We start from the raw sequence: 13,897 nt of genomic DNA, 5'->3' as shown, positions 1-13,897 counted from the left end.
CATTGGTGTCTGCTGAGATATTGTCTGGCGTATAAATATAAGGAGCAGTAGCAGAGATGCTTCCTCCTCCAGATATTATGCTCCATGTTCCTCCAACAGGAGATGCAGTTAAAGCTTTAGTGTCTGTCTCACAGATTGGAGTTGTTGCAGTTGTATTGTTAGCCGTACCCGAAAATGGGTTCACTGTAAATGTAACATCTGCCTGAGTTGATCCACAGCTTCCGTTAGCCACAACGGTATAGCGGATGGTAACATTGGTGTCTGCTGAGATATTGTCTGGCGTATAAATATAAGGAGCAGTAGCAGAGATGCTTCCTCCTCCAGATATTATGCTCCATGTTCCTCCAGCAGGAGATGCAGTTAAAGCTTTAGTGTCTGTCTCACAGATTGGAGTTGTTGCAGTTGTATTGTTAGCCGTACCCGAAAATGGGTTCACTGTAAATGTAACATCTGCCTGAGTTGATCCACAGCTTCCGTTAGCCGCAACGGTATAGCGGATGGCAACATTGGTGTCTGCTGAGATATTGTCTGGCGTATAAATATAAGGAGCAGTAGCAGAGATGCTTCCTCCTCCAGATATTATGCTCCATGTTCCTCCAACAGGAGATGCAGTTAAAGCTTTAGTGTCTGTCTCACAGATTGGAGTTGTTGCAGTTGTATTGTTAGCCGTACCCGAAAATGGGTTCACTGTAAATGTAACATCGGATTGTGTTGATCCACAGCTTCCGTTAGCCGCAACGGTATAGCGGATGGCAACATTGGTGTCTGCTGAGATATTGTCTGGCGTATAAATATAAGGAGCAGTAGCAGAGATGCTTCCTCCTCCAGATATTATGCTCCATGTTCCTCCAACAGGAGATGCAGTTAAAGCTTTAGTGTCTGTCTCACAGATTGGAGTTGTTGCAGTTGTATTGTTAGCCGTACCCGAAAATGGGTTCACTGTAAATGTAACATCGGATTGTGTTGATCCGCAACTTCCGTTAGCCGCAACGGTATATCGAATTTTTACAGTTGTGTCCGCATTGATATCTGCAGGAGTATAGATAGATCCTGAAATACTTCCGCCTCCTGAAACAATACTCCATGTTCCGCCTGCTGGTGTTGCGACCAAAGTTTTGGTGGTCGTCTCGCAAATTGCGCTTGTTGAAGTCGTATTGCTCGCCGTACCCGAAAATGGGTCTACGTTAAATGTTACGTCGGACTGTGTTGATCCACAGCTGGCGTTGGCTGGAACTGTATATCGAATTTTTACAGCTGTGTTCGCATTGACATTTGCTGGAGTATATATAGTTCCTGAAATACTTCCGCCTCCTGAAACAATACTCCATGTTCCGCCTGCTGGTGTTGCGACCAAAGTTTTGGTGGTCGTCTCGCAAATTGCGCTTGTTGAAGTCGTATTGCTCGCCGTACCCGAAAATGGGTCTACGTTAAATGTTACGTCGGATTGTATTGATCCACAGCTTCCGGCTGAAACGGTATATTGAATCGTTACAGGTGTATTTACTTCTACATCTGCTGGTGTATAGATATTTCCTAAAATGGTTCCACCAACGGTAAGGAGATCCCATCTTCCTCCTGTGGGCGTTGCAGTTAAAGCTTTGGTAGTATTTTCACAAATTGCAGCTGTAGAAGTTGTATTAGAAATTTTATCAATAGTAATTGTCACTACATTGCTGGGAGTACTGCAATCTCCGGAGGTAACGACTCTTCTATAATAAGTAGTTGTATTTATAGATCCAGGATCATAATCTATCTTTTTAGCATCATCATCATCATCATCAATATCAGTGAACGTTATGTTATCTGTACTGCTTTGCCATTGATAAAAATAATCCACATCATTGCCTCCAGTTGGATCCCCCCCAATTATATTTGTAGCATCTCCACTAGCACAAAAAGAAGTTGTTGCGGGCGCCGTAATTGTATTGACAATTGGCTTTTGTACAGTCTCATAACTTATAGTTGCAACGTTGGAAATTTTTCCATAAGTATCAGCAAAGGTATAATCTATAGTAACCGGACCTTCTATCGTATTGTCAATAGGTGTAAAGGTAACTGTGCCTGTTGTTGGTTTGTAAGTGAATGTTCCTTCAGCAACGGTTTTAGTGAACTGTATTCCTGAATTGGAAGGATCTAAATCTACAGATGCTTTATTTACAGCACCTGAAATATTGACCGCACCATCATCATTTTTATGGATATCGACAGGTTCCGTGGTCAAACCCGCACAACCCCCTAAAGTATCAGACGCAGCCACTGGATTTGACAAGGTAGCTGAAACATCAAAATTTAAACTTCTAATTTCGTGATAATTATTGCTATTTCCTGTTGAGGATGAAAAAGCAAACTTCAAATTTTCAGGAGCGGGTGTCGTATAGGCGTAATCAGTTATGATATGAACTGTGGTAGCCTCATGGGTCAAATAAACATTTACAATATAACCTGTATTTGAAACCGCTGGTTTTAATATTATTCTAATTTTTCTATAACCGGTACTACCGAGAGTTGTAGCAGTTCTGGAACCACCTGCAATATTGAACGAAGGAGTCAAAGCAGTAGTTTGAACACTTGTTAAATATGGATAGCCGTCCAAATATGAACCTCTTAAAGTAATGCTATTCGGCTTCTTATCCGGCGTACCTCCACCTATGTATGAAAAATTCCCAAATTCATCTATCCCAATACCTAAATATCCCGTCGTAAACCCATCTGAATTAGGTTTAGGTTTATTTTCTGTATAACCTAAATTGCCTCCAGGTGGCCCAATCGTAGGGTTGATTGTTTTTGCATCGTACAAAATAAAACCAATACCATCTGCCCCATTCGTACTAGTATTCCCATAGGTATAATACTCGAACGACATATCTATCCCGTAATAAGATGGGAAAGAAGTTACATCAGACCAAACAGCTCCTTTTTTTTGATTCGCATTACTAGTCAATCTCAAAAAACCAGAACCATCAGGATCGATAGGTCCTGCAGTCAATAAGGCTTCACCAGAGAATTGAACACTAGGGGCAGTTTTATTTTTAAAAGATTCCGCGAAAGGAAATTGAGCTTTACTTACTGAAGTAACAAAAAATAAGATTATTAAAAATAAAGGCCTAAAAAATTTATGACTTTTCGAAGAGAAATCTCCCATAATTAAGTGTTAAGTTTAATAATTTTGGGGGGTGCAAAGATAAACAATTGTTATTAACTTATTGATATTTTACCTCTTAAATAAGTATTTATTATAAAATCATGTGTTTTTAAGTATAATTAGCAATAAAGCATTAAAAATGTATTTTTAATGCTTTAAAAATATTAACTATGTTAAAAATGAAATAAAATATTTAAGAATAGAACGTTTAGTTAAACTTAATTAGGTTTTTTTCCGTTTAAGAAAGGAATTTTATACACTATTTTAAAAGTTTCTGCAATTACGAAACAAATAATACTTTATGAGATTCTTCAGTTAAAACAAAAAATATCGAAAACCATTTATTCGACAAATCATTAACTTTGCTTCTAAAATGATTATTTGATTTTCGGATAATTTATTCCCCCACTTATTAAAATCGAAAGGTCTTCTGAAGGTAACTGTGAACATTTCGGGGATGTGAGCCTCCTGCTCTTTTATCAAGTAGCGCATTCTACTAATTCTGGCCCAAACTAATGCTTTGACGATAACTTTTGCCTGTAATTCACTGTATATCCTTTGGTTAAATACACAGCCTCTTTTTGTTTATTTTCATATACAATCCATTGCATTGACTAAGCTTTGATTAGGATCAAAATACAATGTGTTCTGTCCATTATTTATTTTCAGCCTCTATTTTCATCTTTGAAATAATTCTTCAAATTAATTTCATTATCGATTCTAAGCATATTTCGAAGATTGTTAGTTTTAGTTCAACGTTCTTGCAAAATGTATTTAGAAGTTGAAAATGTGGAGTAGAGATTTCCTAAATAATTTTTTGCAGAGATTGCCGTTTCTCCATTGTGATTTTTTTGTCTCCTTTCAAATAGAAGCTTACTTTTAGCTTTTTTCATATTTCCGTTTTTAAATTTTTACAAACGTACTATTGAAAGTTCCCAAGCCCTTTTATTTGTTAACAATTGTCAATTTTTAGGTACCCTAATTTGAGGTCTATTCTCAGTGTATCAAATAGGGTACTTGACGAATGAGATTTAAAGTTTAAAATGAAAATGAATTCATTTTGTGATTTAAATCAAAATGACTCGTAAGTCCTGTAAAATATAGGATTTTGTAAATTAAGGAAAGTATTGAAATGTAAAAAGCCCCTTTGTGAGGGGCTTTTTGCGGAGAAAGAGGCTCCAAGACCTTTATATTAATCCCAATAAACACGGGATTTACAGACTTTTTAAAGAACAGGGTTACCTATAGGTGCACTAACAAAATTAGTAAAATAACATAAAGCAAATTTAGGCTTTTTTTGACAAAAATTAAGGTCATTTTCTTTTTTATTGGTAAATAATTCATAACGTAAACAATAAGATTGAATCATAGATCTAGTCGCTCATGCAAAAACGCATCTTATAAATAATTTTGATGTGTTTTGGGTAATCTCATATTGTTTAGTAACGAAATATTGTTTTGAAATTGAAATATTTTTTAAGAATGAAACAACTTTATATAGTGTCAACTCTCAAAATCCTTTCTCTTATTGATTGTATAAAATTACCTGATTTTTACTCCTAATGGTTTAGGGAAGTCTTTTCCTAAATGTGCAAAAAGCTGTCTTACTTTTGAACGCCAACTTAATCTTGCCATTTGCCAAGGTTTACTTGATTCTAATAGTTCAATTCTGTCGTTGGAGTGTGATGGTTTATTATTTTTTGAAGATTGTGCTTTATCAAATTCCAATAGTAATTCTGGCTTATCTATTGGGCTTATTTCGTTATCTAAATCAAAGATTGTTTTGTGTTCAGGCTGGCTAAATTTTTCGGCTTTGGTTTTGAAATGCGCAAATAATTTGATTAAAGATATATCTTCTGTAATATAGTCTAAATCGTAGATGTCTTTATTGGCAAAACGATTGGAAGCACTCATTAATTTGAATAAACCAATATCTGTTTTGTTAATGACGCGAATGTCTTCAAATATTTCCGGAGCAAATAAGCATTGCATATTCTGTAAAAACTCAACCTTGATAACCTCGTTTTCTTTTGAAATGAACATTTTCAAAAACAAAAATAGTTCGTCTAACTCAGTGTTCAATAGCATTATTTTTACCTGCTTCTTACCGTACAAGTTCTCAACTTCCTGAATGATTTGTTCAAAACCAGCTTTTCCAATTTTAACTGGACTTATAAAATCAATGTCGATAGATTTACGGTGATTGTATCTTAGAGCCAAGTTAGTACCTCCTCCCAACGCAAACTTCGCTATTCCGGGTAATGATTGTAATTCGAGGATTGTTTGCTTAAGAATAGGGCTTACTGCAGACATTATACTTGTTTGAAACGTGCAAAAACGGGAACATTGTATCTTATAGCCACCAAGGCACACACTTCATTGCTTATACGCTCTTTTGTAGTTTTGAGGTATTTTAGAATTTGTGTTTTAGGATAGAACTGCTCCAAACGGGCAATATCTGTTGCAAATGTTTCCTCAGTAGTGGCAAACAAGGCTCTTGGGATGATAATATCCTTGTCTTTGGAAAGACTAAGTGTATTAAGATCCATATCCCAAAACAGGTATTTGGGAAAAACAGTCGCTATGTTTATTGATTTGTTCACTATGCAAAATTAATTAAAAATAGTGTTATATCGTGCATCATTATAAAAAACATTAATTTCCGTAAATAGAGTAACCATAGACAACTTCCTTTTTATATTGAAAAAACGGCATCTCTTCTAAAATTCTCATTCTCATTGTATTTAATATAGCCTAATTGATTCGTGACCAATTTTGTTTTACCAACGGTAAAATCAGATATATTGCAATGATGATGGCCATAAATCCAATAGTCAATCTCACTTTCTTCGATAAAATTGAACATTTCTGTGCCGAAAGCTTCATTTATGGTGCTATTAGCATATTTTTCAGGATAATTTACAAACGTTGGAGGATGATGTGTGATTGCAACCGTAGGAATATCTGTTTTGTTTTTCAACGCTTCTTCCAAAAACAATCTGCTTTCTGCATGGATTTGATTATAATCATCAACTGTCAGCCGTTTTTCATCTTTTCGGATCACCCTAAAGTCGGAAAGGGATTGTTGAATAATAAATTGTTTATCGGGTGAAATATGTGACCATAATGTTGAAAATACAAATCGTACACCGTCTATGGTTTTCACAGTATTGTTTAGCAAAGTCACATTGTCCCTTATTTGCTCCTCGAATGAACCGCTTCTTTTGGAGATATCCGAATTGTAATATTCGTGATTGCCCGGAATCCAAAAAGTATGTTTAAAATGTTTAGAAACATAATCAAAGAATTTTTGGTGTTGGTGCATTTCTTTAAAAAGTACAATATCACCCGCCAAAATAAGAATATCCCCTTTAGCTACTATGGGATTGTCCAAAAGCCATTTTCTGTTATCTAGAAACTCTAGGTGGAGGTCGGAGCAATATTGGATATTCATTGTTTATTTAAAATTTAAAAAAATGGTATTCATAGCAATTTTTATTAGGTGTAGCGAGTAACCTTGAAAAAATTTAACGATTTTCTTGGGGATTACACCCAACGGGTTATGTTTAATAATTTATTTGATGAAAAACTGCTATTTGTAGCATTAAACGCTATGTGTTAAGTCTAATTTTAATTGCATACAACGGGTTAACTTGATAAAATTATGGTTATCCAAAGTGAAGTGCTCCCATTTTGCCTCATCAATTCACTTCTTTTTTTTTTTCTATATAAGTCTTAAAACTACTTTCTTGAAATGTTAAGATTTAAATAAAAGACTCGATTTTATACTCAATTTACATGCAGCCATAAAAACAAACACTTCAAAATTTTAATTTTTTTTTAAGAATAAAAAGATGTTGAATGTTTTAATTAAATAATACTTAAAAACTTACTTTTTATACATAAATATGCTTTTAATCGATTAAATTAGTATTTTATGGATTTTCGTATTTATATTTGCATACTTAATTCAGGTTGAGGCTTTAAAGAGGGCAATTGTTTTTATTATTTATTTAACGAATCGTTAAGAGGTTTATTTTGAGTAAATCTATAGTAAATCGATCCTTTTTATTTCTTAAAAGATACTTTTTGACCCAGATTATGCAATAGTATTCTATTGTGATATCCGGGGTTTGGATGGGAGTATTTTTTTAATTCTTAAAATGCTATGAATAAAAAATAAATGTTGTTGATTATGAAAAAAAAATATTCTTTACTGCTACTTTTTTTTATCTTTTTTTTAGTGCCACGATACTCGGCAAATGCACAAGTCGGGCCAGCCGATTTTGAGTTTTGGTATGGGGTACCCGCTTGGGGTACGTCGCCTGCAATATATAATAGTCCTCAAAAATTACATCTTACCAATGTTTCTTCCACAGCTGTAGCAAATTATAGAATAGATATGCCAGCGGATGGCACTTTTAATCCAATTACAGGTACGATTGCTGCTGGAGGCTCTCAAGTAGTTGATATGACGCCATATATTGCCGCCATTACTGTTGCTCCGGCAAACACTGTAAAAAATAAAGGATTAAGAATACAGGTTTGGGGACAGATGGGGGCGTACTATGCCAATGAAACAACAAATAATTATGGTACTATGCCTTTACGTGGACCTAATGCTTTAGGGACTTCGTTTATTGTGCCTGGGCAAAACATTGCTAACATTGGAACTACTTATACGAATGCAACAACTTCGTTTGTTGTTACTGCCACCGAAGACAATACCGCCGTAACTATAGTTCCCAGTGAAGCCATAACGGGACATGGTGCCAACGTACCTTTTACCATTACCTTAATGAAAGGGCAAAGTTATTCTGCAAGTACAACAGCTAAAGCTGGTAAGCATTTGGGAGGAAGTCTTGTTAATAGTACGGCTCCAGTGGTGGTTACCTATAGTGATGATTTAATAGGCAGTTTGACTTCAGCTTATGATAATGCTGGTGACCAATTAATACCAATTAGTAAGTTTGGATTGGAATATGTTCAGGTGCGTACAAATCTAGTAACTGTCGGTGACGAAAGTGTTTTTATTTTTGGTTCTCAGGATGGAACTACTGTTACGGTGTTTGATGGCACCACCACAACCACCTTGGTAGTAAATAAAGGTCAATTCGTAAGGTATTTTCTCCCTAATAGTATAAATGCAGCCAGTATCAAAGCAGATAAGCCAGTAATGGTGTACCAAATGGGAGGGGCACCTGGGACAAATAATAATTCTGAATTTGGTGGAGGTATTCTTACGCCGATCAGTGACTGTAAAGGAGCTAAAGCAATCTCCTTTGAATATCCATCTACGACTGCACAAACCTTTTTTAATTTTGTAGCACCAAATGGTACAAATGGCACTACTGACATAACAAATAGCTTTAAGTTTAATGGGAACACAATTCCACTTACATTTGTTCCTATTCCGGGGATTCCTGGTTGGAGTTATTGTAGAAGAGATGTAACAGCGAATTTTTCCACTCTAAAAGGTCAAGTAATAAATATAACAAACACTGCGGGTAAATTTTATTTTTATCAAAACATAAAGACACCGGGAGGCGGAGATTTCAGTAATTTCTCTGATTTTGGTAATGTGGTATTGTTTCCTAAGGCAGAATATACTTGTGGAGATGCTACCAATACAATAAAATTGAAAAATGGAGCAATCGCTTTTAATATAACTATTCCTGATGCTGGTTACAGCTGGACAGGACCAAACGGCTATACAAGTACTGATAAAAATCCGGTAATTTCCAATGTTACCGCTGCAAATATGGGGACCTATACGTTAACCGTTATTGATATTAATGGTTGTTCTTATACAGAAACCGTAGAGTTAAATCTACCAGTTAATTCTCTTACAGTTACTCCAACTCCGTCAACAGCCTGTATTGGTTCTACTGTACATTTTACTTCAGTATCAGTTCCCTCAGACGCAGTTGTCCAGAGTGTGCTTTGGACAGGGCCAAACGGCTTTACCAGTTCTCAGGCAAATTTTGATATTACGGGTGTTACTCAAGCGCAAGCGGGTACATATACCTGTAAGTATACCGATAAATACGGTTGTGTAACTACGAGAACTACCGATCTTGCTGTGAATTCAATAGAATTAAAAGAATTTTCAGTATCTGGAACTCCAAGAATTAGTTGTGCCAATCCAAACAGTACACTGACAGTGACGGACTATAGCAATGGTCTTGACTATCAAACCTATGCTAATTTTAAGGCCACTTCTTTAGTGGCCAGTGGCGACTTTAAAACGATAGTTTCCGGTTTTTATAATCAGGAACCAACCAATAAAGGAACCATTGCGAACCCAATTTTCACTGGGCTTATTGGCATCACGGGGACTTCCACCTCTTTTGGAGTCAAATACAAAGGATTTATAAAAATTACTACTGCAGGGACTTACACTTTTTACCTAAACAGTAAAGACGGAAGTAATTTATATATAGACGGTTCTTCATTGATTGGCAATGACGGTAGTCATGCGGCAACCGAAGTCGCTTCGTCCACAACCTTATCTGCAGGCCTTCATGCCATCGAGGTGAATTATTTTAACGGTGCCTCGGGAAATCCTGTTTTGGGACTTTCCTATATGGGACCAGATAGTGTTGCCAAGAGTGCCATTCCTGCTGCTGCGTTTTATCATGCTTCAGGAACGCCACCGGCAGGTCTTACCTATACCTGGACGAATGATTATGATGGTTCCAGTACTACCGGAACCAGTATTACGGCCAGTAAGGCTGGTACTTATACTGTGACAGGAACCAACGGGACCTGTAGTTCTTCTTCACCGTTTACGGTTAGCCTGATTGATAGTTATGACTATGGAGATTTATCGTCTCCTTGGCCGGTGGCGCAGGCCAAAATCGTGAATTGTCTTACAGCAGGTATTCCTTCGGGATCAAATACTGCGGTATGGGCAGGAGCAGCGGTTAGTATTGAATCCGCTCCGTTGAGTAATGCCACGGCAACCGCTGATAGTAATGATGATGGATTTATTAGCCCAACCAGTACTGGTGGTGCATATACGGTGGTATTGAACAGTAATACCTCTGGAACCACAGGATACTATGGTTTATGGTTTGACTGGAATAATGATGGTGATTTTACCAATGATGTGGATGCAAGTGGTCAACCGGCTTTTTACAGCGGAAGTGCCTCTATAAATGGACCAACATCGGTTTTGGTAACGGCAACTGCACCGGCAGGAGCCAAGGCAGTATCAGCCAAAAGGTTGATCGTGTCTGATATACCAGTAACTTTTACGGCTTTTGATGATATTTTCCAAAATGGAGAAGTAGAAGATTATTCTTTAGTACTCAATTTAAGCGGAAAGGTATTTGATGATGCAAATGGTTTAAAGGGATCACCAGTCAACACAGTTGACGGTACAGGAACTAATGCAGGGGGACTTTTTGCTGTATTGGTAAACAGTTCGGGGAAAGTTGTAGCCAATGCCACAGTAGCTGCAGATGGAACTTATAATTTTATTTCTTTGGCAGCAGGTACCTATAGTATTGTATTGAGTACTACTCAAGGAACAATAGGGGCTACTGCACCTGTCGCAAGTCTTCCAGCCACTTGGACAAGTATGGGAGAGTACTTAGGAGCAGCTGCTGGGAATGATGGTACGGCTAATGGAATTTTAACAGGGGTAGTGGTGAGTAGTGCCAATGTTGTCAATGCCAATTTCAGTATCAATAGACTTCCAGTTGCTGATGATAAAATTGCATGTAGTGTAGATCCAGGAGGAGCAACAAAATTGGCAGTACCAATCTTGACAGGTTCCGATGCTGAGGATGGCACTTACAACGGTAGCAGTTCTACTGATAGCATAAAAATTGTTAGTGTAAGTGATGCTGTTTTATATTACGATGATATAGTTGTAACTCTTGGACTACCAATAGTAAATTACAATCCCAATTTGTTGAAAATTGATCCTAATAACGGTTCAGTCCTTGTATCTTTTACTTATAGCGAAATTGATGCGTCTGGTAGCGTGAGTTCACCGGCCACTGTAACAGTGAATACTGTTTATGCAGGAGTTGATCTAGGTGTAGATCCTGCTCCTACGGCTACAGCTACCATGGCAGCAACCGGAAGTGGAACATGGACTGCTAATCCAGGAAATCCAGTGGCTACATCAATTGTTTCTGCCACAGATCCTTTGACCCAAATAAGTGGATTTACGACCAATGGTGTTTATATTTATACTTGGACAGCTACTAATGGTTGTACCGATGAAGTTAAAGTTCTTGTGCCAATTCCTAAAGTAATTTTAGCCGTTGATGACACTGGAACTGCAGTAAACGGATATTCAGGAGGAACAGCATTCACAAATGTTTTATTGAACGATACTTTAGACGGAGCTCCGGCTACAGATGGTACGGGTGCTAATACTGGTACAGTGATTGTAAGTTTTGTAGAATCTACTATTCCAGAAATCACTTTGTCGGGAACCGATGTTGTAGTTGCTCCTGGTACTCCCGCAGGAAATTATACACTTGTTTATAGTATATGTGAGAAAATCAACAACACGAATTGTACTACCGCTACCGTAACTGTAGCAGTAAGTGCAGCAGCTATAGTGGCAATTGACGAAATAGGAAGTTGTGTTGATGAAGTCACGGGCGGAACATCATTTACCAATATTTTGACAAACGATACTTTAAACGGAGGATTTTTAAACGGAGTAGTTGTTGATCCATCAAAGGTGACTATTGAAGAGATTAGTTCTACAAACGACGGGGTTAGCTTGTCAGGTTCAGATGTAGTAGTTGCGGCGGGTACTCCTGCTGGAACTTATACTTTGACTTATAAAATTACGGAGCTATTAAACTCGGGGAACAGTGATACGGCAATCGTAACTGTAAATGTAACCCCAGTAAAACCAACAATTGCCTCAGTAGGCGCAACATGTTCGGCTGTAGGGACGAGCACGATCAGTAATTACAAAGCTACAAATACTTATAATTTCAATCCTTCGGGACCAACAGTGGATTCTACCGGATTGGTAAGCGGAATGGTATCTGACACATCTTATACAATGACTGCAAGCAACGGTAACGCTAGCTGTACTTCTGCGGATTCGGATTCGTTCAGTAATGCAGCTATGTTGATTACTCCTATTGCGAATGCGGGCTCTGATTTCACCAAAACATGTACGCAAAACGCAACAGGTTTAGCAATTGGAACAACTGCAGTGGCTGGAACGACTTACGCTTGGTCACCAGCAGCAGACTTTACGGATGCTACGGTTTCCAACCCGACGGCGAATCCAACGGTAAACACCACTTATACAGTAACAGCTACCAATACGGCTTCAGGCTGTACAGCTACCGATACGGTTGTTGTGACAGTGGACACTACGTCAGCAGTAGCTGATGCGGGCTCTGATTTCACCAAAACGTGTACGCAAAACGCAACAGGTTTGGCAATTGGAGCAACTGCAGTATCAGGGACGACTTACGCTTGGTCACCTTCGACAGGATTATCAAGTGCCACAGCTTCCAACCCGACGGCGAATCCGACGGCAAACACCACTTATACAGTAACAGCTACCAATACGGCTTCAGGCTGTACAGCTACCGATACGGTTGTTGTGACTGTGGAAACTACGTCAGCAGTAGCCGATGCGGGCTCTGATTTCACCAAAACGTGTACGCAAAACGCAACAGGTTTGGCAATTGGAGCAACTGCAGTATCAGGGACGACTTACGCTTGGTCACCTTCGACAGGATTATCAAGTGCCACAGCTTCCAACCCGACGGCGAATCCGACGGCAACCACCACTTATACAGTAACAGCTACCAATACGGCTTCAGGCTGTACAGCTACCGATACGGTTGTTGTGACTGTGGAAACTACGTCAGCAGTAGCCGATGCGGGTTCTGATTTCACCAAAACGTGTACGCAAAATGCAACAGGTTTGGCAATTGGAGCAACTGCAGTATCAGGGACGACTTACGCTTGGTCACCTTCGACAGGATTATCAAGTGCCACAGCTTCCAACCCGACGGCGAATCCAACGACAAACACCACTTATACAGTAACAGCTACCAATACGGCTTCAGGTTGTACAGCTACCGATACGGTTGTTGTGACTGTGGAAACTACGTCAGCAGTAGCCGATGCGGGTTCTGATTTCACCAAAACGTGTACGCAAAATGCAACAGGTTTGGCTATTGGAGCAACTGCAGTATCAGGGACGACTTACGCTTGGTCACCTTCGACAGGATTATCAAGTGCCACAGCTTCCAACCCGACGGCGAATCCAACGGCAAACACCACTTATACAGTAACAGCTACCAATACGGCTTCAGGCTGTACAGCTACCGATACGGTTGTTGTGACTGTGGAAACTACGTCAGCAGTAGCTGATGCGGGTTCTGATTTCACCAAAACGTGTACGCAAAACGCAACAGGTTTAGCAATTGGAGCAACTGCAGTATCAGGGACGACTTACGCTTGGTCACCTTCGACAGGATTATCAAGTGCCACAGCTTCCAATCCGACGGCGAATCCAACGGCAAACACCACTTATACAGTAACAGCTACAAATACGGCTTCAGGCTGTACAGCTACCGATACGGTTGTTGTGACAGTGGACACTACGTCAGCAGTAGCTGATGCGGGCTCTGATTTCACCAAAACGTGTACGCAAAACGCAACAGGTTTGGCTATTGGAGCAACTGCAGTATCAGGGACGACTTACGCTTGGTCACCTTCGACAGAATTATCAAGTGCCACAGCTTCCAACCC

At 38.7% G+C, this 13,897-nt stretch carries 5 protein-coding genes; 1 reads left to right on the top strand and 4 read right to left on the bottom strand.

Features of this window, described 5'->3' with window-relative positions; all coding sequences use genetic code 11:
- The 4 genes from J2W95_RS17365 to J2W95_RS17350 all read right to left on the bottom strand — a co-directional run.
- Positions 1 to 3,142, bottom strand: a 3,142-nt coding sequence (locus tag J2W95_RS17365; protein WP_310009312.1) for an L-type lectin family protein, incomplete at its 3' end; no start/stop codon positions are given.
- 1,542 nt (positions 3,143 to 4,684) lie between these two features.
- The gene (locus J2W95_RS17360) at positions 4,685 to 5,455 is read right to left on the bottom strand and encodes a nucleotidyl transferase AbiEii/AbiGii toxin family protein (RefSeq protein ID WP_310009309.1); all 771 of its coding nucleotides are present in this window, start codon (positions 5,453 to 5,455) and stop codon (positions 4,685 to 4,687) included.
- Positions 5,455 to 5,745 carry a DUF6922 domain-containing protein gene (locus tag J2W95_RS17355; protein ID WP_310009307.1) on the bottom strand — a complete coding sequence of 97 codons (291 nt, stop codon included), beginning with the start codon at positions 5,743 to 5,745 and terminating at the stop codon, positions 5,455 to 5,457. Before J2W95_RS17355 ends, J2W95_RS17360 begins: the two co-directional genes overlap by 1 nt.
- 92 nt (positions 5,746 to 5,837) lie before the next feature.
- Positions 5,838 to 6,596 (bottom strand): metallophosphoesterase, encoded by a 759-nt coding sequence (locus tag J2W95_RS17350; protein ID WP_310009305.1) that lies wholly within the window; start codon positions 6,594 to 6,596, stop codon positions 5,838 to 5,840.
- Positions 6,597 to 7,337: 741 nt separating this feature from the next.
- Here J2W95_RS17350 and J2W95_RS17345 point away from each other — a divergent pair.
- Positions 7,338 to 13,897, top strand: a 6,560-nt coding sequence (locus J2W95_RS17345; RefSeq protein ID WP_310009303.1) for a PA14 domain-containing protein, incomplete at its 3' end; no start/stop codon positions are given.

Source organism: Flavobacterium granuli, from assembly GCF_031456055.1.
GTDB classification, from domain to species: Bacteria; Bacteroidota; Bacteroidia; order Flavobacteriales; family Flavobacteriaceae; genus Flavobacterium; species Flavobacterium granuli_A.
Note: the sequence above shows the minus strand (reverse complement) of the source record. Positions and strands in the feature narration are given on the sequence as shown.